We start from the raw sequence: 21,659 nt of genomic DNA, 5'->3' as shown, positions 1-21,659 counted from the left end.
ACCACGTCGTGAACGAGCGGCCTCAGAGTCCGCCGATCGCGACCTGAGATACTGAACACTTCCCCACCCTGAGGAGCACAATGTCCTGGATCGTGACCGGCGGCGCCGGCTACATCGGCTCGCACGTCGTTCGCGCACTGGCGGATGCCGGGCTCACGCCCGTCGTCCTCGACGACCTCTCGAGCGGCGTCGCATCGTTCGTGCCCGCAGGCGTGGCTTTCGTGCAGGGCAGCATCCTCGACCGTGAACTGGTCGAGAAGGCGCTGCGCGATCACGACGCCGAGGGTGTCATCCACGTCGCCGGATACAAGTACGCCGGCGTCTCGGTGCAGCGCCCGCTGCACACCTACGCGCAGAACGTCGAGGGCACTCGGGTGATCCTCGAGGCGATGGATGCCGCGGGCGTCACCAACATCGTGTTCTCGTCGTCGGCGGCCGTGTTCGGCACTCCCGATGTGGCGCTCGTCGTCGAGGAGACCGCCAAGAAGCCGGCGAGCCCCTACGGCGAGTCCAAGCTCATCGGCGAGTGGCTGCTCCGTGACCAGGCGATCGCGACCGCCGACTCCGACAAGCCGCTGCGTCACACCTCGCTGCGCTACTTCAACGTGGTCGGGTCGGCCGACCCGTCGGTCTATGACGTGAGCCCGCACAACCTCTTCCCGATCGTGTTCGAGAAGCTCATCGCCGGCGAGACCCCCCGCATCAACGGCGACGACTACGACACCGAGGACGGCACCAACGTGCGCGACTACGTGCACGTCGGCGACATCGCCGCCGCCCACGTCGCGGCAGCGAAGCGTCTCGCCGGTGGCGAGCCGATCGAGGCCGCATACAACCTCGGCTCGGGCGACGGCCTCAGCGTGAAGCAGATCATGGACGCGGTCGCACGCGTCACGGGCATCGACTTCACCCCTGAGATCGGCCCTCGGCGTCCGGGAGACCCCGACCGCATCGTCGCGACCGGCGAGCTCGCCGCGCGTGACCTCGACTGGAAGATGCGATACACGGTCGACGAGATGGTGCGCACGGGCTGGGAGGCCCGTCAGGCCGCGTCCTGACGTCGGTCAGAGATCGCGCGTGCGGATCGGGTAGAGCCAGAAGCACAGCCACGCGAGGGCGGCGAAGACGAGCGGGACCACCGCGACCATGACGCGGATCCCGCCATCGACGGCCTCCGGCTGCGCATCGCCGAGCGAGGCGTCGAAGCCGGATGCCGTGAGCACCACCGCCGCCACGACGGCCTGCAGCACGACCGAGCCGCGCACGACGAAGCCGTTCACCCCGAAGTACGCGCCCTCGCGTCGATGACCGGTGCGTGTGGCGTCCTCGTCGATGATCTGGGCGAGCACGACCTCGAGCAGCTGCAGCAGACCGCCGACGCCGACGCCCACCGCGACGCCGATGAGCGCCGCGGCGAGCACGGTCGACGGCAGCAGGTAGCCGAGCACGGAGATCCCGAACACGGCGACGCTCCACAGCAGCGCTGCGCGGGGTGAGGTGCGGCGCACGATCGCGCTCCACAGCACGATCGACGGGATGGCTGTGACGAAGATCGCCCCCAGCAGCAGGCTCGCCTCGCCCTCGGCGGCGCCCAGCGAGTAGCGCACGTAGAACGGCAGCGCCGCGAGGATGACGGCGATCGAGGTCTGGATGAACAGCGAGCCGAGCACGTAGGGCACGAACGCCCGGTTCGCGAACGTGTACTTCAGCTGGTCGCCCCAGCGCATCGCCTCGGATGCGGCCTCGGGCACTCGACGCTCGATCATGCCGCCGAAGAACGACCAGACGAGCAGCACGAGGCAGACCGCCGAGAGCACGAGGGCCATTCCCGGCCAGCCGATCGAGTCGTACAACGCAGGGGCACCCGCGGTGCCGAGCACCATGCCGAGGATCGCGAAGATCTGCCGGGGCACGTTGCCACGCGCCCGCTCATCGGTGGTGCGGAAGATCTCGGGGAACAGCGCCGAGATGTTCAGCACGACCACGACGAAGGCGATGTCGTACACCGCCACCACGATCAGGAACCAGACGATCAGCCCGGCGGCCGGCAGCTCCGGCGGCATCCACACCAGCGCGAAGGCGACCACGAGCGGCACGATGCCGAGACCGATCCACGGGATGCGGCGGCCCCACGGCGTGCGGATGCGGTCGGACAGCGCCCCGACGACCGGGTTGAGCACCGCGTTCAGCACGCCGTGCGCGATCATCGCCGCGGCCACCCATGCTGGCGCGACACCGAGGTGGGTGACGTAGAAGTAGACGACGAAAGCCGAGAACGTCTGCGCCATGAGCTGGGTCGGGAACCCCGATGCTCCGAACGCGATGGCCTGAGCCCTCGTGGGGGCGGCGTCGAGTCTTCGGTCGCGCAGCCGCGTCGTCAACGACGTCATGCGCGTCGGCTCCGCTGCAGATCGCGCAGATCGCGCCATCCGAGCCGCACCAGTCCCTCGTCGGCGAACACCTGCAGCACCTCGGGGTCGGAGAGCAGGCGAAGCTCGTGCCCGCGTTTGGTCGCACCGAAGTCGACGGCCGCGCGCAGCTCGTCGTCGTCGACCATCGGATGCAGGTAGATCTCGGTCACTCCGGCCGGAACCGCGCGCAGCAGCGCGATGAACCCGTCGCGCACCTGTTCGTACGACTCGTCCGGCGCCTCTTCGAACGGGTGGCTCCACAGCCGATCGATGATCTCGACGCCGAGCGCATCGGCGGCGGCCGAGGCCTCGGCGAGCTTCGCCTGCAGGGCGGCGTCGTCGCCGGTCCCGTCCATGCTGCGCGGCAGCCGGAACGGCAGGCCGTTGCGGGCGGCGAGCTCGAACACCGGGCCGAGGAAGTCCCGCCCGGTCAGCAGACCGTAGACAGACCCCATGTGGTTGTCGAGATGCGTCACGTCGACCCCGGCATCCAACGCCGTCTGCAGCTGTGCGGCGATCTCGGCGGTGACGTCGTCGACCGACGCGAGCTCTTCGATCGCGAGAACGCCGGCGGGAAAGTACCCCGCGTCGTCGACGAGGGTGGTGTCGGTGCCGGTGAGGGGCCGCCAGCGGTAGTCGGTCCACTCGCTCGTGAGCACGAGGTGCACGCCGACGTCGAGGTCGGCGCGCGAGGCCGCGAAAGCGAGCGCCTCGGGTGCCCACGCGCACGGCACCATGAGCGTCGTCGAGTCGATGTGCCCCGCATCGAGCAGCTGCATGATCGCGGTGTTGGCCGCGTGGCACATGCCGAAGTCGTCGGCGTTGATGATCACGCCCCTGGCTCCCGGCGCGAGGCCGAGGCGATCCGCGAGGTCCGAGGTCATCGCCGACTCCTGTCCGATGCGGGAAGCAACCGCGAGAACACGGTCGCGCGAAGAGCGGATGCCGCCTCACCGACTGCGCCGACCAGCGGCGCCTCCGGGCCGAACGACGAGACGAGGAGGGTGAGCGGGAGCTGCGGGGCGAGCTCTTCGGCGAAGGCGACCGCCGCTCGGGCCAGCGCCGGGTGCGCGGCCGTGCCGCTGAGGAGGAACGCCTCGGGGTCGAGCACGAGCGCGATGCTGCCCGCGATCAGGGTGAGCCTGCGTCCCATCTCGGCGGCCATGGCGAGTGCGGCCGGATCGCCGGCGGAGGCGGCGTCGAGATGCTGGTCGATCGTCTCGTCCGGGTCACGCCCGTTCGCCAGGGCGAGGTCGCGCACGACGGCGTCACCGAGCACGGGAGCGCCGATCGGCAGCGGACTCTGCGGCAGATACATGACCTCGCCGGCCACGCCCGAGAAGCCCCGGTGCAGGGAGCCGTCGATCACGATGCCGGCGCCGAGTCCGTCGTCGAGGAGCAGCAGCGCGAAGCTGCTGAGCGCCGCGCCGGCGCCCTCGGAGAGCTCGGCGAGCGCCGCGAGGTTGACGTCGTTCTCGACCCGCACCGGGCAGCCGAGGCGCGTCGACAGGGCGTTCTTGAACGCGCCGCCGTCGGGACCCTGATCATCGCGGATGCCCCCGTCGGCGGTGACGATGCCCGGGATGCCGACGACCGCGAGCAGCAGCGGACCGGCCACCGCCCTCTGACAGGCATCGATGAGGCCGGCGATGTGCTGCACGCGGTCCCCGCGCACGGGGAAGGCGGCGTGGCTCTCGGCCCGCACGGCTCCGGTGGGGTCGACCAGCGCGACGTGGGCGGCGTGGGCGTCGACGTGCACTGCCGCGGCGAGTCCGAGATGAGGATGCAGCGAGACGCGCCCTGCTGCCGGTCCCCGCGTGTCACGGTCGACGCCCGCAGCGGCGACCGCCGACGATGATTCGAGCATCCGCAGCACCTGCGTCACCGCAGTGCGCGAGAGACCGGTCTCGGCGACCAGTTCGGCGCGGGTGAGCGGGCCTCGGCGCGCGAGCGTCTCGAGGATCGCGCGGCCGTTGAGTGTTCGGAGCAGGGTCTGGGGCCCCGCAAGTGGTCGTGCCAAGTTGATCCCCCCGGATTCGACGTCCGCCCCAGCTTGACACATCGCGTCATACGTGTCGAGAGATCCGGACCCTGATCCGCGTCACGATCCACGGCCGTACGTGTCTTGCTTCAGGGAGCCACGTAGGCCCCGTCCGACCACAGGGAGGAGGCATCCGATGTGACCGACCATTTCGCACCGACTCGACCGACGTCCGTCGTCGCGCAGCGACACTCCGACCCCGGCCGTGTACCCCTATGAGGTGACGGCCCTGCTCGAGCGCGGGTGGTGGGTGCTGCACGTCGCCGACCTCGACGTGCGCGGCGTCGCCGCGACGCTCGCCGAGGTCAGATCGGCCGCCGAGCTGCTGCTCGCGCGAGCGCTCGATGCCCCCGTCGGCAGTGTGCCGATGACGATCTCGGTGGTGCGGTTCACGCGAGGGTCGCTCATCCGCTCGCGCTGGTAGCCCGAGACCCTGTCTCAGTCCAGCGCGGACATCACGTGCTTGATGCGCGTGTAGTCGTCGAAGCCGTACTGCGAGAGGTCTTTGCCGTAGCCCGAGTGCTTGAAGCCGCCGTGAGGCATGTCGGAGACGAACGGGATGTGGGTGTTGATCCACACGCAGCCGAAGTCGAGGTCGCGCGAGAAGCGCATCGCGCGGGCATGATCGGTGGTCCACACCGAGGATGCGAGGGCGTAGGGCACGTCGTTCGCCATCTCGAGCGCCTGCTCCTCGGTCTCGAACGACTGCACGGTCAGCACCGGGCCGAAGATCTCGCCCTGCACGGCCTCGTCGTCCTGATGCAGACCCGACACGATGGTCGCCTCGAAGAAGTAGCCCTTCTCACCCTGACGCGCACCGCCGGTCTCGATCGAGGCGTGTGCAGGCAGGCGGTCGACGAAGCCCTGCACCTGAGCGAGCTGGGCAGCGCTGCTGAGAGGACCGTAGAGCACGCCCTCCTCGTGCGGGGCGCCCGTGCGGGCATCCGTCTTCGCCTTCTCGACCAGCGCGGCGACGAACTCGTCGTGCACAGACGAGTGCACGAGCACGCGGGTGGCCGCGGTGCAGTCCTGTCCGGCGTTGAAGAACGCGCCGGTGACGATGCCGGACGCCGCCTTGTCGAGGTTCGCATCGGGGAAGACGATCGCGGGCGCCTTGCCGCCGAGCTCGAGGTGCACCCGCTTGACGTCGTTCGCCGCGGATCGCGCGACGGCCATCCCGGCGCGCACGGATCCGGTGATGGCGACCATCTGCGGCGTCGGATGCTCGACCAGTGCCACGCCGGTGTCGCGGTCGCCGAGCACGACGTTGAGCGTGCCGACGGGCGTGTGCAGCGCGACGATCTCGGCGAGCAGCAGGGTGGTGAGGGGCGTCGACTCGGCGGGCTTCAGCACCACCGTGTTGCCTGCGGCGAGCGCCGGGGCGATCTTCCACACGGCCATGTTCAGCGGATAGTTCCAGGGGGTGACCTGTCCGACCACGCCGATCGGCTCGCGGCGCACGAACGAGGTGTGGCCGGCGAGGTACTCCCCCGCCGCGCGTCCTTCGAGACTGCGGGCGGCTCCGGCGAAGAAGCGCAGCTGGTCGATCGACTGCAGGATCTCGTCGGCCACGAGGCTGGCACGCGGCTTGCCGGTGTCCTTCGACTCGAGGTCGGCGAATTCCTCGGCGCGGGTCTGCATCTCATCGGCGATGCGGAACAGCGCGAGCTGGCGATCGGCGGGAGTGGTGTCGCGCCAGATCGGGAACGCGGCGGATGCGGCGGCGTAGGCGGCGTCCACGTCGGAGGCGTCCGAGACCGGCAGCTCGCCGTAGGCCTCCTCGGTCACCGGGTCGATCAACGGCATCCGCTTCTGTCCGCTCACGGGAACGTACTGCCCGCCGATGAAGTTCTGTAGGAGTTCTGTGGCCATGCTCGCCATGCTAGCGATCGGATCACGAATACAGAAGAGTGAAGTGACCTTAACGATGGAATCAGTTGCCAGGGAGCGCCGATCCTGTCAATATCGACACATGAGCACCACGCCGAAGCAGCCCGTGTTGGACGACATCTCGAAGCGGATCGTCGAGTTGCTGCAGGAGGACGGTCGACGGCCCTATGCCGAGATCGGCCGAGAGGTGGGGCTCAGCGAGGCGGCAGCGCGTCAGCGCGTGCAGCGGATGACCGAGGCGGGCATCATCCAGATCGTCGCGGTGACCGACCCGATGCAGCTCGGCTTCAACCGCATGTCCATGATCGGCATCCGCGTCACGGGCGACCCGCGGCTGATCGCGGAGGAGCTGACGAAGATCACCGAGCTCGCGTACGTCGTCGTCACGCTCGGCACGTTCGACATCCTCGTCGAGGCGGTGTGCGAGAGCGACAGCCACCTGCTCGATCTGATCGCAACCCGCATCCGCACGATCCCCGGCATCACGCACACCGAGAGCCTGCTCTACGCAGGGCTCTACAAAGACCTCTACAACTGGGGCACGCGCTGAGGCGCGGGTCCGGAACCAGGAGAACACCATGGGAACCACGGTCTTCGAACGTCGTCGCCCCGCGGATGCCGTGATCGATGCCTCGCTGCGCGACACCGCATTCAGCGTGTTCTGGCTCGATGACGTCGAGCGCGTCTCGCACCCCGCGCTCACCGACAGCATCACCGCCGACCTCGCCATCGTCGGCGGGGGCTATGCCGGCCTCTGGACCGCCGTGCGTGCGAAGGAGCGCGATCCTCAGCGCAAGGTCGTGCTGCTCGAGGCGTCGCGCATCGCGTGGGCGGCGTCGGGCCGCAACGGAGGGTTCTGCGAGGCGAGCCTCACGCACGGGCACGAGAACGGCCTCACGCGCTGGCCCGACGAGATCGACCGCCTGGAAGAGCTGGGGATCGAGAACCTCGACGGCATCGAAGAGACCGTGAAGCGGTACGGCATGGATGTCGACTTCGAGCGCACCGGCCAGCTGGCCGTCGCCGTCGAGCCGCACCAGGTCGAGTGGCTGCGCGAGGAGGAGGGATTCCTCGACCGCGAGGCCGTGCAGGCCGAGGTGCACTCCGACACATTCCTCGCCGGGGCGTGGGAACGCGAAGGATGCGCACTGGTGCACCCCGCCAAGCTGGGTCTCGAGCTGGCGCGCGTCGCCGTCGAGCTCGGGGTCGAGATCTACGAGCAGTCGCTCGTGCGCGAAGTGATCGGCGACGGATCGAGTGCGATCACGCTCGTCACCCGCGACGGCGGACAGGTCAGAGCGGATGCCGTCGCACTCGCCACCAACGTCTTCCCCTCGCTGCTCAAGCGCAACCGCCTGATGACGGTTCCCGTCTACGACTACGTGCTGATGACCGAGCCGCTGACCGACGAGCAGCTCACCTCGATCGGATGGTCGAACCGTCAGGGCCTGTCCGACAGCGCGAACCAGTTCCACTACTACCGGCTCACGGCCGACAACCGCATCCTGTTCGGTGGATACGACGCGGTCTATCACTTCGGCGGCAAGGTGCGCCCCGAGTACGAGGACCGCGCCGAGAGCCACCGCAAGCTCGCCTCGCACTTCTTCACGACGTTCCCGCAGCTCGAAGGGCTGCGCTTCACGCACCGCTGGGCCGGAGCGATCGACTCGTCGAGCCGCTTCTGCGCGTTCTTCGGCACCGCCCGCAAAGGACGCGTCACCTACGCCACCGGATTCACCGGCCTGGGCGTCGGCGCCGCGCGCTTCGCCGCCGACGTCATGCTCGACAAGCTGTCGGGCGAGCCGACCGAACGCACCGAGCTCGCGATGGTGCGCGAGAAGCCGATCCCGTTCCCGCCCGAGCCCGTCGCCTCGATCGGCGTCAACCTCGTGCGAGCCGCGATGAACCGGGCCGATCACAACGAGGGCAAGCGCAACCTGTTCCTCAAGACGCTGGATGCCGTCGGCATGGGCTTCGACTCGTGAGCGAGCTCGCGCCGGGCGAGCTCGCGCCGGGAACCGGAGTGGATGCCGCGGCGCTGCCGCTGATGCACGAACCGCTGCCCGTGGAGGACGTGCTCATCGGTCGCCCGACGACGGCGGCGCAGGCGTTGGGGACTCTGGGTGAGGTCGAGATCGGCATCTGGGAGATGACGCCGGGCACGGCATCGGACACCGAGGTCGACGAGGTGTTCGTCGTGCTGACCGGTCAGGCGCGGATCGAGTTCGTCGACCCCCCGCTGCCCGCCGTCGAGGTCGGCCCCGGGTCGGTCGTGCGCCTCGCCGCGGGGCAGCGCACCGCGTGGACGGTCACCGAGACGCTGCGGAAGATCTATATCGCCTGACGTGCGGCATCGACGGCGACCGCCTGGATGCCGCGCATGAGTGTGTGCCTTCCGTCGGCGAGCTCGTTCCGATCACCGATTCCTCGGTGGATGTTCGGCGCGGCCGTCGATAGTGTCATGGGCAAAGCACAAAGGGGGGCATCGTGTCTCAGACCGCGAGGCGGGACGCGCCGACGACAGAGTCCGCAGTGCCGGGCATGGAGATCATCGCTCGCGTTCGGCGCCTGGTCGTGGTCGCCCTGGTCGCCGCTCTGGGCTACTCGACGTTCATGACGAGCGGAAAGGGATACTGCCCAGGAGGCGTCGCAGCGGACGGCGGTTTCATCGATGCAGCCGGCAAGGCGACCGAGACCGCGCCGACGTGCGTGTATCTCACTCTGCAGCCCAGCCCGTTGATCCTCTTCGCGTTCGCCGCGATCGTATTGGCGGCGATCACCGCGGTGCTGCGCCGCGCGCAAGACATCCCCTCAGCAATCCGATACCTCGATCGGGCCGCTGCTGCCGTTGCGATCCTCGCCGTCGTCTCGGTCGCGATCAGCCAGATCTGGTTCGCGATGATCCCGATCACCGAGTGGGACGGAACAGGGACGTTCTTCTACCCTTTCCCCTTCGGATCCGTAGAACTCACGACCGAACCGATGTCCTCTGGTCAGGCAATGCTCGTCGAGCTGGCGACGGAGCATGCTCAGAACGCTCACCTATGATCTCTGCATGCGTCGACCTTGGCTGTTCGGTGGTTCTCTGGTGGCGGCCCTGTTGGTGATGACCGGCTGCGGCCTCGTGCCGCCGGCGAGCGGTCCCGATCGCTCCGAAACCGTGCCTGTGCCGGGTGGCACGTGCGAGATCGAATGGTGGCTCAGCCCCGCGGTCGACGATCCGCCCGCCGAGGCCAGCAGCATCGCCGCCAAAGCTCTCGATGAGGCGGCGGTCAGCGAGTCTCAGTGGTCGGAGTGGTATTCGCTACTCGACGATGATCCTGACCTCGACTCCGTTCCCGAGATCAGGCTCCGAGGGTCCGCCTACTTAGAATCCGTGCGGGAGGACGTGCGGGCCGCTCTGGAAGAAGCGGGCTACCCCGATATCGAGCGAGTCATCGAGGTGTATTCGCACCTGTCCTGCTCGTGATGCGTTCGTGAAAGAGAGCGGCGATGAGTGAGCGCACCCTCACGGCATCCGAGCGCCCGCGGATGCTGCAGATTGCGGCGACAGTGGCAGTGGCCGCAGCGACGATCGCGGTGATCGGCGTGGCCGTGGTCGATTCCGCATCCGGTGGCGATGCTCAGCTGCTGCTCGGCACCTTGCCGTCACGACACATCATCGGAGCATCCACGATCCTCGCGTTCATCGCGATCAGCTACATGCTCTGCACCGTCTCGGCGCCCTCCCGCTGGCTCGGACCGATCGTGATCGGGCGACTGCTGTCGATCGGCGGAACCGTGGTGGCAGTGTTCTGGGGGTTTCTGACCATGCCGTGGCTCGTCACCCCCTTGCTGGTCGACGGGTGCGAATCGGGATACGTCGTCGAAGAGAGGTCCTTCCTCTTCCTGTCATCGATAGACGTGCTCGAGCAGGATGGGCTGCTCGCCACCCCTGTCCTGCACACGAGCGCGGACGACGGCCATCAGCCGTTCACCGCCGGCGACTACGGCACGCGGATCGCCGACGGGCAGATCGCCGGATGGTTCGCCCTCGAGCCCGGACCGGCCGCGAGGCTGACCAGGTTCGAGCTTCCGCTGCTCCAGTCGCCGAACTGCCAGTAGCTGTGCGCCGCCCGACGCTCGTGACTGCGCTCGCGCCCGCCACGTGCCACTATGGGGCCGTGCGGATCGTCGGCAGTGCCTCCCTGACCATCGCCGCGACGCTCATCGGACTTTTCGGGGCTCTCATGCTCGGCTTAGCCGGCCTCAGCTTGGCGGGCCCCGGCCTCAGCTGGGGAGGCCCCGGCGTCACGGTCATCGAGTACGCCGATTCGGACGACACCGAGCGGGCGATCGGTATCGGGATGGGCATCATCGCGCTTGTGGTCTGGCTCGTGCTGCTGCTGTCGGCCGTGCTGGTGGGGCTAGGCGGCGTGCATCCGAAGCGCGAGCGACGTGCCACGGTATGGAGCATCGTGGGGCTCAGCACGGTCCTCGTGATGGGGGCGCTGATTGCCCTGCTGGCTACGCCGCCTCCCCTGTACCACTAACCCGCTCGACGCCCCTGAAGCCTGCCGACAGCGAACACCGCGGCGCCGATGAGGGCGATACCCAGTGCGGTCACCATCACCGCGGCGTCATTCGGCAGCATGGCGCACCCCACGGACGTGTCCTCATAGGGACAGCTCCTCCACGGCTGGAAGAAGAACAGTACTGCTGTCGCGGCACCCGACAGGGCCACTGAAGCGCCGATGAAGGCCATCGATCTCGATGCGCGTTGAGTCACGGACCTGCTCGCCGCCGACCATGAGGAGACCCGATGACCTCGCACCATGAACTCCCCCGACCCGACCTCGAGTTCGCCTTCGACGTCACCGTCGACCTCGGCCCGCTCGAAGATCACCACGCCACCAGCGTCGGCCATCGCCGTGTCGTGCCGATCCTCGGCGGGCGCATCACGGGCGCCGTCGAGGCCGAGATCCTGCCCGGCGGAGCGGACTGGCAGATCGTGCGACCCGACGGGACGATCGAGATCGACGGCCGCTACTCGGCACGGACCGACGGAGGCGACCTGCTGCTGCTGCACGCGAAGGGACTCCGCACAGGGACTCCCGACGTGCTCGAGCAGCTGCGACGCGGTGAGGACGTCGGCCCGGGCGCGTACTACTTCCGCACGACCGTGCAGATCGAGACGGCCGCGCCGGCACTCGCCCACCTGCAGCGAGCCCTGTTCCTCTCGGCCGCTGAGAGGCAGGCGGATGCCGTGCGCTACCGCGCCTACCGGGTGAGCTGAGCCCCGCAGCCGGGCACGGGCCCGGCTCGGGCCCGGCTCGGGCCCGTCGAGGCGTGTCAGACCAGCGCACGCACCGACGCGTACGCATCGGCGACGTCGCGGGTGGGCAGGTCGTACACCCGCACCATTCCGGCATCCCCCTGGTGCTCCGGCCAGCCGGGATCACCCGTGGTGAGGAACGCGACGGCGGCACCGTGCAGCTCGTCGGCGAGTTCCTGCGGCGGATTCGGTCCGGCGAGCGCCTCCATCGAGGGGCCGTCGAGGCAGTCGAAGAAGAACGGCACATCGAGGCAGTGCTCCGCGAAGCCGAAATGCCCTGACGGCCACGAGAACCGGTAGAGCCAGGTGGGCGCGTCGCCCCGGGCGGCTGCGATGCGGGGAACTCCGCTGCGGAACATCCGATCGGTGAGGACGCGACCGGCGAGGCGGGCCTTGCCGAGACGGGCGACGTCGGCGTTCGCGGCGAGATAGTCCGCGCGGATCGTCTTGCGCAGGCCCAGCCGGGTCAAGAGGACGCCCTGCGGCACCCAGCGCAGCGCCCGCGCGGCGCTGCCGGTGAACGCCATGGTGAACTCGTCGTCGGCTGCGCCGATCACGAGCGGCTTGTCGGCACCGACGCCGGCACGCAGAGAGTCAGGGGTCGGACGTACGAGAAGGTCGCCGTCGACCGCGGGACCGAGCGGAAGCCCCTCATCGATCATGCTGGTCATCGACGACGGACCGAGCTGGGTGGCCTTCTTCTGCAGGGCGAGCAGACGCTCCTCCGCGACCGATGAGAATCCGGCCACGGTGGGGTCGACGCTCGCCGCCGCAGCGAGCGCCCGCCCGAATGCCTCGGCTCGCGGCGCCGCGACATCGCCGAGCGCTCCCGAGATCGCATAGACGCCGTGGAACAGGTGCTGCGCCTTCTCCATGCCGAGCAGGGTCAGCACGGCGCCGCCGCCCGCGGACTGTCCGGCGATCGTCACCCGCTCGGGGTCTCCGCCGAATGCGGCGATGTTCTGTTGCACCCATTCGAGAGCGAGCAGCCAGTCGCGCACGCCACGGTTCGACGGGGCATCCTCGATCCAGCCGAATCCGTCGAAGCCGAGCCGATACGAGATCGACACGGTGACGACGCCGTCGCGGTTGAAGTTCCGGCCGTCGTACCAGGGGCTCGCCGGAGAGCCCGCGAAGTATCCGCCGCCGTGGATCCACACCAGCACGGGAAGACCCGCCGCCGTGGGATCGGGCGTGAAGACATTGACGTTCAGCGTCGAGTCGCCCTCGACGCTCGGCTCGGGGATCAGTGTCACCCCGGGATCGCCGCGCTGGGCGGTCGCAGCGAACTCGAGGGCGTCGAGCATGCCGTCCCAGGGCGCCTTCGGCACCGGAGCCTGGAACCGCAGGTCACCGATCGGCGCCTCTGCGAACGGGATGCCGAGGAAGGCCGCCGACCGCGGTGCGCCCCTGTCACCGGTGGTCGGGCGCCAGCGCCCGCGAACCCGCCCCGCGGCGGTCTGCACCTCGACGTACTCGGTCATGACTCTCACACTCTCACGCCGAGACTCTCTCCCGCCGAACGGCAGCCCGGGATGTGTCCCGTCGGCCGATCCTCGTCCCGTATGTTCCCGCCACGGACCGCGCCCGTCGCCTAGTGTCGACGTCATGGTCTACCCCCGCGCCTACTTCTCCGCGATCACGAACGAGGCCGAGTTTCTCGCCGACTACGAGCCCTCGCTCGCACGATGGGCAGACGAGGACGGATCGACCCTGCTGATGCGAGCCCTCCGCAACGCCGATCCCGCCAGCCGGGTCGCGATCGCCACGCGACTGCTCGACGACGGCGCTGATGCCGCCGCAGCGACCGAGAGCCACGTGAACGCTCTGCACGTGTTGCTGAGCGCGACAGCACACGATTTCACCGCCGAAGCGCCTCTGCTCGCCCGCCTGATCGATGAAGGTGCGGATATCAATGCCGACAGCGGCAGTCGGTGGGGCACGCCGCTGCAGACGCTCAGTCGCACGCTCAAGTTCTCCGACGAGACTCTCGCTCCGTTCTACGACGTCCTGTTCGCCCGCCCCGGTCTCGATGTGACCACCCCGAGCAGCGTGGGACGCAGCGTCACCGAGAGCGCACAAGCCGCCATCAGACGCCGCGCCGACCTGCTCGCGCGTTGCCACGCGCACACGAGAACCCACGCACCACGCTGACGCCTGTTGCGGCAGGCGAGCATCCTTGCTGAGAGTGCTCCGCGTGCGGGGCTACTCCCCGACGCGGGTCACCACGGCATCGGGCATCCGCTCCGTCATGACGCGCACGGCCTCGGGGTTGTCGTCGACGAGCACCGCGTCGCGCCCGAGAGCCGAGGCGACGGCCCCGGTGGTGCCGCTGCCGGCGAAGAGGTCGAGCACACGGTCGCCCGGACGGCTGGACGCCCGCACGATGCGCCGCAGGATGCCCTCGGGTTTCTGCGTCGGATATCCGGTCTTCTCACGGCCGGTCGTCGGCACGATCGTGTGCCACCACACGTCGGTGGGCAGCTTGCCTCGGGCGGCCTTCTCGGCCGTGACGAGCCCGGGAGCCATGTACGGCTCGCGATCGATGTCGTCGGAGTTGAACACGTACTCGCGGGGGTTCTTCACGTAGACGAGGATCGTGTCGTGCTTGGTGGGCCAGCGACGGCGGGACTTCGCACCGTAGTCATAGGCCCAGATGAGCTCGTTCAGGAAGCAGTCGCGGCCGAAGACCGCATCGAGCATCACCTTCGCGTAGTGCGCCTCGCGGTAGTCGAGGTGCAGATAGAGGGTGCCGTCGTCGGCCAGCAGTCGCCACGCCTCCTCGAGTCGCGGCATCAGGAAGGCGCCGTAGTCGTCGAAGCGGTCGTCGTAGGTGCGGAGCATCCCGCGCACCCGCTCATAGGCGTGGCCGTGGAAACCGTGCCGCACCTCGGCCGGCGGCGCCGCCGGTTCAGAACTCAGCACGATCGGCGTGACCGCCGCATCCGACCCGCGGGATTCCGGGAGTCCGACTCCGAACGCACCCGGTTCTTGCTGAGTCGTGAACGTGCGACGGGCGGTGACCACCTGTCGCTCCTGCGTCCGGCCCGTGTTGAACGGCGGGTCGAGGTAGACGAGCGTGAACGACGCCGACGGCAGGGTCGCCGCGACGGCGAGGTTGTCGCCCTGGATGATCGAGACGTCACCGCGGACGACAGGAGCGGGATCCACCGCCCCGGGATCAGACGAGGGGTCAGGCGCGGGGTCGGTCACGGAACCCGGTGCAGCCACGTGTCGGTGGCGAACTTCGACTCCACCAGAGCCTCGGCATCCGCGTACTCGTCGGCGCTGATCGTGCCGTCCTCCGCCGAGGTGAGCGAGCGGAAGGTGTCCTTGAAGCGCTCGATGATCTCGGCCCGCGCGAGGCCGGTCTGGCTGCGCAGCGGATCCACCCGCTTCGCGGCCGACGTCGTCCCCTTGTCGCTGAGCTTCTCGCGGCCGATGCGCAGCACCTCGGTCATCATCTGACCGTCGATGTCGTACGACAGGGTCGCGTGGTGCAGCACTCCCCCGTTGGCGAGGCGCTTCTGCGCGGCTCCGCCGATCTTGCCCGACGAGCTCGCGATGTCGTTGAGCGGCTGATAGATCGCATCGATCCCCAGCGAGCGCAGCGCCTGCAGCACCCAGTCGTCGAGGAACGCATAGGAGTCGGCGAAGGTCATGCCCTGCACGAGGGATGCCGGCACGTAGAGCGAATAGGTGATGATCTGCCCTGCGGCCATGAGCATCGCGCCACCGCCGGAGATGCGGCGCACGACGTCGAAGCCGTGCCGGGCGGCGCCCTCGGGGTCGACCTCATTGCGGTACGACTGGAATGAGCCGATGACGACGGCCGACTGATCCCACTCCCAGATGCGCAGGGTGGGGCGCCGACGCCCCTCGCCGACCCGAGAGGTGAGCACCTCGTCGAGCGCGAGGTTCATGCGCGGCGAGACCGCCTTCTCGTGCACGATCTCCCAGTCGAAGTCGTTCCATCCCGGTGCCGTGACGAGTGCTCGCCGCACGGCCGTGCCGACCGCTTCGGGAGTGAACCCGAGCAGCTGTGCACCGTCGGGCAGAGCGCCGCGCACTGCAGCGGCGATGGCCGTGGCATCCGTCTCGACCGGCAGACCGGTGACCGCCCGGTCGATGTCATCGAGTGCGGTGTCGGGTTCGAGGAAGAAGTCGCCGGCGAGCCGGAAGCGGGCGATCCTGCCGTCTTCGACCTCAAGGTCGACGACGACGAGCTTTCCTCCTGGAACCTTGAATTCACCGTGCACGGTTACAGCTTAAGGCGAGCCCGTCGCTCAGGCGCGGTGCGCCGCGGATTCAGCGCCCCAGCACGACCGCCCGCTCGCCGGCGCGAATCGGCGCCGAGAAGCGGTTGCCCGGCGGCGGCTGAGGACACACGTACTGGTCCGAGAAGGCGCACGGCGGCAGGTAGGCGCGGTTGAAGTCGATGACCACCGAGCCGTCTGATGCCGGTTCCTCGACCGGCAGGAAGCGGAACCGATAGGTCTCGGTGCCGTTGGTCCCGTCGGCGAAGACGGCGCTCAGGCCGCCCTGCGGCGCACGCGTCGCGGCCAGCGCCACGGCGACACCGTCGAGCGTGAACCGCAGCCGTCCGGCGAGGTCGGTGTCGTGCGAGCGCCCGTCGATCGAGGTCACGGTGATCGTCTCGCCCGGCGTGGGCTCGAACACCGCCGCGATCCGCCATCCCTCCCGAGGCGGATACGCGTCGATCGCACTGAACCGCTCGCGCTCGGGGCGTCGGGGATTGAACACCCGCAGCGCGACCTCGCCGCGCCGGTCGAACACACGCAGCTCGCGGCGTCCGAGCCGCAGCGTCTCACGGCCCCTCAGCGTGACGACCGACCCGGCCGTGCCGAGATCGCTGCCGCGGATCCCTCCGTCTCCCGTGAGCGCCCAGAGACCCGGGACCCCCTCCACGGCGGCGGGTTCGGTGATGAGCCAGTTCGTCGACTCGAGCGCGGCCGGGCCGTACTCCGCGCCGGCATAGCGCTCCCGCGCGTCGTGCCATGCACGCCACTCGTCTTCGAATCCCACCCCGCACCTCCCTCTCGCCGCGAATCTATGCGGAGGAGAGGCCGATGTGCCGCGATGACGTCACGCGGATTCACCCGCTGTAACGTCCGTTCACGGGGCGTAACACGCCGACGCGCGAGCCGACCGGATGGTGGCGCGGCTCACCCGGATCGAGGCAACGGTCAGCGAGCGGGAATGCGGGTGTCGAGCCACGACAGGATGTCGGCGCGCACCTCGTCCTGCTGCAGCTCGTTGAAGATCTCGTGACGAGCGTCGGGATACACCAGCGTCGTGATGTCGGTGAGTCCCGATCGGGTGCGGTACTCGTCGGCGAGCTTGTGCACGCTGCGCGGACCGCCGACCGGATCGTCGCGACCGACGAGCAGCAACAGCGGGATGTCGCGGCCGAGGTCCTTGCGCGGACGGCCGTAGAGCTTGGCCGCCTCGACGGGGCCGAACAGCTTCAGCAGCGGCTGGTTCGTGGTGAGCGGATCCTCGTCGAACGCCGTCCACACCGCCGGATCGCGGCTCAGCCACTCGAGGCCCGTCGCGTCGTCGGCGGCCCAGCGGGCGTTGAGCGGTGCAGCGTTGAGCGATCCGGGCGTACGCAGAGCCGAGCCCGAGAGGATCACCGCATCCCATGCCTCGGGGTGGTCGTTCACGAGCATCTGCGCGAGGAATGATCCCCACGAGTGCCCCAGCAGCACGAGGGGCAGGTCGGGGTGCTCGTCCTTGATGATGCCGGTGAGCTGCCAGATCGCCGCCTCCGCCGCACGCAGACCGCCCTTGCCGAGTCGACCGAGCTTCTCGGGTCCGCCGTGCTGACGGATGCCGGTGCGCCCATGCCCCCGATGATCGTCGGCGTAGACGATGAATCCGGCCTCGGTGAGCGCGGCGATCAGCGCGCCGTACCGACCGGCGTGCTCGCCCACCCCGTGCAGCAGCTGCACGACTCCCCGCGCATCACCGACCGCTGGGTGCACGTCGTAGACGATGGCGATGCCGTCGGCATCCGTGAATTCGCGCGTATCGGTCACGCCCCCACCCTACTGAGAGTGCGCGACATGCGTCAGGCCGACCGCGTCGGACGCGTCAGCTCGACAGCGCGGCGATGATGCCCTGGGCGATCTCGAGGTCGGTGACCTCGTATCCTCCGACGCCGTCGGCGGCAGAGCCCATGCGCACGCCGCCGTCTTCTCTCACCGTGCGCTTCGCGGAGAAGTGCAGGGCGTCGACACCGGCGGCGGCGAGGGTGGCGGCGCTGGCGGCATCCACTCCGCTGCCCGCCATGATCTCGATCTCGCCGGCGGCCTCGGCGACGAGCGCCCGGAGCGTGTCGATGCCGTCGATCGCGACCGAGGCGCCGCCCGAGGTCAGCACGCGGCGCAGGCCCAGCGAGCGAGCGGCGACGAGCGTGGCGACGGGGTCGGGGGTCACGTCGATCGCGCGATGCAGGGTGACGGATGCCGCCCCGGCGGCGTCGCGCAGACGCCGCATGGCGGGGATGTCGAGCAGCCCCTCGTCGTCGAGGGCGCCGATCACGACACCGTCGGCTCCCGCCTCGATCGCACGTCGGACATCGTTCTCGGCGATCGCGATCTCGTCGGCGGAGTAGCGGAAGCCGCCCGCCCGAGGCCGGACGAGCACGTGCACCTCGACACCGACGGCATGCGCGGCGTCGATCGACAGGTCGAGGGTCGCCGGCGACGGAGTGAGGCCGCCGAGCGCGAGGGCCTGGGCCAGCTCGACGCGCGCGGCGCCGACGGCCCCGGCGATGCGCACTCCGGCGGGATCCTGGACGGCGATTTCGATCGCGGGGGTTCGGGTCACCCGTCCATTGTGACCTGTGCGGCGGGTGCGTCCTGCCACCGACTTCCGATCCGGGCGTAAATTACTTAGACTGTCTAAGTAATGTCTGCGCCTGATGATTCCCTCCACCTCACCGCGACAGACCTGCGCATGGCGACGTTCCGGCTCGCACGGCGCCTGCGATGCGCTCGCGCCGTCGACGCGATGAGCGACGCGCAGCTCGCGGTGCTCGCGACGCTGCGCATGCACGGCCGCCGCACCATCAGCGCCCTGGCCGAGCGCGAGCGGGTCACCGCGCCGTCGATGACGAACATGATCAACGGGCTCGAAGAGCAGGGATTCGTGCTCCGCACTCCGGATGCCGAAGATCGCCGCCGCGTGCAGGTCGACATCACCGAGGCAGGCACCGAGATCGTGGAGCAGACCATCCGACGAAGAGACGAGCTGCTCGCCGAGATGCTCGGCGAACTGGACTTCACGGAGGACGAACTGGCGACGCTGCGCGCAGCGAGCGCCCTGATGCGGAAGGTGGTCGACCGATGAGCGCGATGTTCCGTTCCTTCTCGAACATCAACTACCGCATCTGGTTCGCCGGTGCCCTCGTCTCGAACATCGGCGGGTGGATGCAGGCGACCGCCCAGGACTGGGTCGTGCTCACCGAGCTCACCGACAACGACGCCGCGGCCATGGGCGTCACGATGGCGCTGCAGTTCGGTCCGCCGCTCGTGCTCGTGAGCCTCACCGGATGGGTCGCCGATCGCTTCGAGCGCCGCCGCATCCTGCTCGCCACCCAGAGCGCGCTGCTGATGCTCGCGATCGCCGTCGGCGTGCTGCTGCTCAACGGCGTGATGACGCTGCCGATGATGTTCTGCTTCGCTGCGGCGTTCGGTGTCGTCAACGCCTTCGACGCCCCCGCGCGGCAGGCGTTCGTCTCCGACATGGTCTCCGCCGGCGACACGTCCAACGCGGTCGCCCTCAACTCGGCATCCTTCAACCTGGCCCGCATGATCGGCCCGGCCGTCGGCGGCCTGCTGATCGTCGCGATCGGCTCGGGCTGGGTGTTCATCGCGAACGCCGTGACGTTCCTGGCGATGCTCGTCGCGCTGCTGATGCTGCGCACCGGCCAGCTCGCACTGCGCCTGAAGAACCGCCGCCCCGGCGGACTCGCCGAGGGCTTCCGCTATGTGTGGGGGCGCAGCGACCTGCGCGTCGTGTTCGTGACGGTGTTCCTGATCGGCGCCTTCGGCATGAACTTCCCCATCTTCGCCTCGACCATGGCGATCGAGTTCGGGGCGGGCGCCGACGGGTACGGAGTGCTGAGCTCGGTGCTCGCGATCGGCTCGCTCGCCGGTGCGCTCCTGGCTGCCCGGCGTGACCGAGCCAGGGTGCGTGTCGTGATCTTGGCTGCCGGGGGATTCGGCGTCGCGGCGTTCGTCTCCGCATCCATGCCCACGTATCTGACGTACGCGATCACGCTGACGTTCACCGGGTTCATGATCGTGACGCTGCTGACGACCGCCAACGGCTACGTGCAGATGACCACCGCGCCTGCCCTGCGCGGCCGTGTGCTCGCGCTGTACATGGCCGTGATCATGGGCTCGACGCCGGTCGGCGCCCCGATCGCCGGGTGGGTGGCCGACACCTTCGGGCCGCGCACGGCGATCATGCTCGGCGGCACCGCCGGTTTCGTCGCGTGCGCGATCGGCGCGATCTGGGTCTTCACCTCCGGACGACTGCATCGCTCCGAGGGCAGCCGATTCCTCATGACGCTCGACGAGACGCGACCGCTGAACATCGTCGACGAGGCCGAGATCCTCGAGAAGAAGGCCGAACCGGTCGAGTTCAGCGACGAGGCAGCCGTCACCACGCCGATCCGCACCTCGAAGAAGGACTGACCGCGTTCTGGCCGGGCATCGCGGGCGGAACGCGTGAGACCGGTTTGTCAATGCCCTCCACGCGCAGGCGGGGTGGACGTACCGTCACGTCATGGACCAGAACACAGGACGCACCCCGCACCCCGAGCAGCCCGCAGAAGGCTCCCCCGACGTGATCCCCGAGCACAACACCGCTCCTGACGGCCAGTCGACGGCAGACGCCGGGCGTCAGCCCGACGAGCTCGACGGAAACGCCCAGGGCTCCACTCAGGGCGGCGCGATCCAGGGCGACAGCTCGCACGGCGACTCGCCGCGCGGTGCCATCCAGGGCGACGCCGACGACGAGAACGCGCAGGGCGCTGCCCAGGGCGGCGCCATCCAGGGCGACAGCTCGCACGGCGAATCACCCCGCGGCGCCATCCAGGGCGACGCCAGCCCCGACCGCGACGCGGCCATCGGCGGCGACGAGAACACCGAAGACCAGCTGACGGCCGACAACGAGGTCGAGCAGGACACCCTGCGCACGCTGGACCCGAACGACACCCCGGCCTGAACGCGCGGGAACGACGAAGGGGGCGGATGCCGCAGCATCCGCCCCCTTCGTGCGCCGTCTGACAGGGCGTTCAGCGAATCGTCCCGGCCCGCACGAGCAACCGCCGCACTCCGATCACGCCTGCCGCCACCGCCAGTTCGCCGACGATGCGCGCGCCGAACGTCGCCGTCAGCACGCCAGGCACCAAGTGCTCGGGGGAGAACACCGGCAAGGCGACGAGGAACAGCACGACGCCGGCGACCGCAGCGGCAAGGAGGATGCGGCGTGCGCTCGCCCTCGTTCCCCGCTGGAGCGGCAGGACCAGATCGAGCGCGATGGCGGCGCAGACCATCGGCACCGCCGCGATCGGACCGATCGGGGAGATCACCGACGTCAGCACCCCTGTGACCGCAGCGGTGAACGTGGCCATGCCCGGCACGCGGGTGACCACACGGGCGAGCAGCGGCATCGCGGTGTGCACGGCGGCGACGAGCGCGTACGCGGGCGGAGACGACACGGCGAGCAACGAGGTGATGGGCACGACCATCACGAACACCAGCGCCTGAACCGCCGCGAATGCTGCGCTGATGAGCAGCGCGCTCGTCGGCACCCGCCTCACGGTTCGGGGTCGGGCCTCATGCATCCCTCCAGCCTAGATCCGTGCAACTGCAGCGCGGATCCGTGACCGACGTCCCTCCGTCGCAGGAAGACCCTGACGCGCCTCCCCGACGATGTTTCGGAATATCGTAGAGACGCACACCAT

General features: G+C 69.2%; 25 protein-coding genes. 14 read left to right on the top strand and 11 right to left on the bottom strand.

Translation table 11 applies throughout. The features are described 5' to 3' along the window. Positions 1-80: 80 nt before the first annotated feature. Entirely contained in the window at positions 81-1,058 is a 978-nt protein-coding gene (gene galE / locus AB0P11_RS16945) for a UDP-glucose 4-epimerase GalE (protein ID WP_363523142.1), read from the top strand. Between the two features lie 6 nt (positions 1,059-1,064). Here galE and AB0P11_RS16940 read toward each other — a convergent pair whose 3' ends face one another. From AB0P11_RS16940 to AB0P11_RS16930, 3 genes are read right to left on the bottom strand one after another with little or no spacing between them, the layout of a single operon-like run. After that, positions 1,065-2,390, bottom strand: coding sequence for an MFS transporter (locus AB0P11_RS16940; RefSeq protein ID WP_363523140.1), 1,326 nt, complete (start codon positions 2,388-2,390; stop codon positions 1,065-1,067). Next, positions 2,387-3,295, bottom strand: coding sequence for a polysaccharide deacetylase family protein (locus tag AB0P11_RS16935; protein ID WP_363523138.1), 909 nt, complete (start codon positions 3,293-3,295; stop codon positions 2,387-2,389). Before AB0P11_RS16935 ends, AB0P11_RS16940 begins: the two co-directional genes overlap by 4 nt. Next, the gene (locus AB0P11_RS16930) at positions 3,292-4,431 is read right to left on the bottom strand and encodes an ROK family transcriptional regulator (protein WP_072591897.1); all 1,140 of its coding nucleotides are present in this window, start codon (positions 4,429-4,431) and stop codon (positions 3,292-3,294) included. The genes AB0P11_RS16935 and AB0P11_RS16930 overlap by 4 nt, the downstream gene beginning before the upstream one ends. A gap of 241 nt (positions 4,432-4,672) precedes the next feature. Here AB0P11_RS16930 and AB0P11_RS16925 point away from each other — a divergent pair, with 241 nt between their 5' ends. Further along, positions 4,673-4,876: a hypothetical protein gene (locus AB0P11_RS16925; protein ID WP_363523136.1), complete on the top strand. Its 204-nt coding sequence runs from the start codon at positions 4,673-4,675 to the stop codon at positions 4,874-4,876. A gap of 14 nt (positions 4,877-4,890) precedes the next feature. Here AB0P11_RS16925 and AB0P11_RS16920 read toward each other — a convergent pair whose 3' ends face one another. Further along, positions 4,891-6,324: a gamma-aminobutyraldehyde dehydrogenase gene (locus AB0P11_RS16920; RefSeq protein WP_363523134.1), complete on the bottom strand. Its 1,434-nt coding sequence runs from the start codon at positions 6,322-6,324 to the stop codon at positions 4,891-4,893. A gap of 100 nt (positions 6,325-6,424) precedes the next feature. Between AB0P11_RS16920 and AB0P11_RS16915 the strand changes: the two genes are divergently transcribed. The 8 genes from AB0P11_RS16915 (at position 6,425) to AB0P11_RS16880 (ending at position 11,617) form a co-directional block, all read left to right on the top strand. Further along, positions 6,425-6,892 carry an Lrp/AsnC family transcriptional regulator gene (locus AB0P11_RS16915; RefSeq protein WP_053097765.1) on the top strand — a complete coding sequence of 156 codons (468 nt, stop codon included), beginning with the start codon at positions 6,425-6,427 and terminating at the stop codon, positions 6,890-6,892. A gap of 28 nt (positions 6,893-6,920) precedes the next feature. Further along, on the top strand, positions 6,921-8,327 hold the full coding sequence (locus AB0P11_RS16910) for an FAD-dependent oxidoreductase (RefSeq protein WP_363523132.1): 1,407 nt from the start codon (positions 6,921-6,923) through the stop codon (positions 8,325-8,327). Then, positions 8,324-8,686, top strand: a complete 363-nt coding sequence (locus AB0P11_RS16905; protein WP_072591899.1) for a cupin domain-containing protein — start codon at positions 8,324-8,326, stop codon at positions 8,684-8,686. The genes AB0P11_RS16910 and AB0P11_RS16905 overlap by 4 nt, the downstream gene beginning before the upstream one ends. A 143-nt stretch (positions 8,687-8,829) precedes the next feature. After that, positions 8,830-9,390 carry a hypothetical protein gene (locus AB0P11_RS16900; RefSeq protein ID WP_363523129.1) on the top strand — a complete coding sequence of 187 codons (561 nt, stop codon included), beginning with the start codon at positions 8,830-8,832 and terminating at the stop codon, positions 9,388-9,390. A gap of 7 nt (positions 9,391-9,397) precedes the next feature. Continuing rightward, a complete protein-coding gene (locus tag AB0P11_RS16895; RefSeq protein ID WP_056279265.1) occupies positions 9,398-9,811 on the top strand; it encodes a hypothetical protein in 414 nt (137 codons plus the stop codon). A gap of 23 nt (positions 9,812-9,834) precedes the next feature. Further along, positions 9,835-10,446, top strand: a complete 612-nt coding sequence (locus AB0P11_RS16890) for a hypothetical protein (RefSeq protein WP_363523127.1) — start codon at positions 9,835-9,837, stop codon at positions 10,444-10,446. Between the two features lie 59 nt (positions 10,447-10,505). Then, on the top strand, positions 10,506-10,874 hold the full coding sequence (locus tag AB0P11_RS16885) for a hypothetical protein (protein WP_363523125.1): 369 nt from the start codon (positions 10,506-10,508) through the stop codon (positions 10,872-10,874). Positions 10,875-11,143: 269 nt separating this feature from the next. Further along, positions 11,144-11,617, top strand: coding sequence for a DUF3237 domain-containing protein (locus AB0P11_RS16880; RefSeq protein WP_363523123.1), 474 nt, complete (start codon positions 11,144-11,146; stop codon positions 11,615-11,617). Positions 11,618-11,673: 56 nt separating this feature from the next. Here AB0P11_RS16880 and AB0P11_RS16875 read toward each other — a convergent pair whose 3' ends face one another. Beyond that, positions 11,674-13,140, bottom strand: coding sequence for a carboxylesterase family protein (locus tag AB0P11_RS16875; protein WP_363523121.1), 1,467 nt, complete (start codon positions 13,138-13,140; stop codon positions 11,674-11,676). Between the two features lie 124 nt (positions 13,141-13,264). Between AB0P11_RS16875 and AB0P11_RS16870 the strand changes: the two genes are divergently transcribed. Next, complete coding sequence (locus tag AB0P11_RS16870) at positions 13,265-13,810, top strand: hypothetical protein (RefSeq protein ID WP_053097774.1); 546 nt, start codon at positions 13,265-13,267, stop codon at positions 13,808-13,810. Positions 13,811-13,861: 51 nt separating this feature from the next. Here the strand turns inward: AB0P11_RS16870 and AB0P11_RS16865 are convergent, their stop codons facing one another. The 5 genes from AB0P11_RS16865 to AB0P11_RS16845 all read right to left on the bottom strand — a co-directional run bounded on the left by AB0P11_RS16865 (position 13,862) and on the right by AB0P11_RS16845 (position 18,511). After that, entirely contained in the window at positions 13,862-14,827 is a 966-nt protein-coding gene (locus AB0P11_RS16865) for a site-specific DNA-methyltransferase (RefSeq protein WP_363523119.1), read from the bottom strand. A gap of 38 nt (positions 14,828-14,865) precedes the next feature. Beyond that, positions 14,866-15,915 carry a biotin/lipoate A/B protein ligase family protein gene (locus tag AB0P11_RS16860; protein WP_363523117.1) on the bottom strand — a complete coding sequence of 350 codons (1,050 nt, stop codon included), beginning with the start codon at positions 15,913-15,915 and terminating at the stop codon, positions 14,866-14,868. Between the two features lie 49 nt (positions 15,916-15,964). Next, positions 15,965-16,702, bottom strand: a complete 738-nt coding sequence (locus tag AB0P11_RS16855; RefSeq protein WP_363523115.1) for a DUF1684 domain-containing protein — start codon at positions 16,700-16,702, stop codon at positions 15,965-15,967. Between the two features lie 161 nt (positions 16,703-16,863). Further along, positions 16,864-17,718 (bottom strand): alpha/beta hydrolase, encoded by an 855-nt coding sequence (locus tag AB0P11_RS16850; RefSeq protein WP_053097778.1) that lies wholly within the window; start codon positions 17,716-17,718, stop codon positions 16,864-16,866. Between the two features lie 55 nt (positions 17,719-17,773). Continuing rightward, the gene (locus AB0P11_RS16845; RefSeq protein WP_363523112.1) at positions 17,774-18,511 is read right to left on the bottom strand and encodes a copper homeostasis protein CutC; all 738 of its coding nucleotides are present in this window, start codon (positions 18,509-18,511) and stop codon (positions 17,774-17,776) included. Between the two features lie 81 nt (positions 18,512-18,592). Here AB0P11_RS16845 and AB0P11_RS16840 point away from each other — a divergent pair, with 81 nt between their 5' ends. The 3 genes from AB0P11_RS16840 to AB0P11_RS16830 all read left to right on the top strand — a co-directional run bounded on the left by AB0P11_RS16840 (position 18,593) and on the right by AB0P11_RS16830 (position 20,917). Next, positions 18,593-19,033 carry a MarR family transcriptional regulator gene (locus AB0P11_RS16840; protein ID WP_053097780.1) on the top strand — a complete coding sequence of 147 codons (441 nt, stop codon included), beginning with the start codon at positions 18,593-18,595 and terminating at the stop codon, positions 19,031-19,033. 5 nt (positions 19,034-19,038) lie between these two features. Further along, positions 19,039-20,385, top strand: a complete 1,347-nt coding sequence (locus AB0P11_RS16835) for an MFS transporter (RefSeq protein ID WP_363523190.1) — start codon at positions 19,039-19,041, stop codon at positions 20,383-20,385. Between the two features lie 91 nt (positions 20,386-20,476). Continuing rightward, positions 20,477-20,917, top strand: a complete 441-nt coding sequence (locus AB0P11_RS16830; RefSeq protein ID WP_187250799.1) for a hypothetical protein — start codon at positions 20,477-20,479, stop codon at positions 20,915-20,917. Positions 20,918-20,987: 70 nt separating this feature from the next. Here the strand turns inward: AB0P11_RS16830 and AB0P11_RS16825 are convergent, their stop codons facing one another. Continuing rightward, positions 20,988-21,539 carry a hypothetical protein gene (locus AB0P11_RS16825; protein WP_285364357.1) on the bottom strand — a complete coding sequence of 184 codons (552 nt, stop codon included), beginning with the start codon at positions 21,537-21,539 and terminating at the stop codon, positions 20,988-20,990. Positions 21,540-21,659 lie beyond the last annotated feature (120 nt).

It is taken from the genome of Microbacterium sp. NPDC079176, from assembly GCF_040686675.1.
Classification (GTDB): domain Bacteria; phylum Actinomycetota; class Actinomycetes; order Actinomycetales; family Microbacteriaceae; genus Microbacterium.
This window is presented reverse-complemented; position numbering and strand designations above follow the sequence as displayed.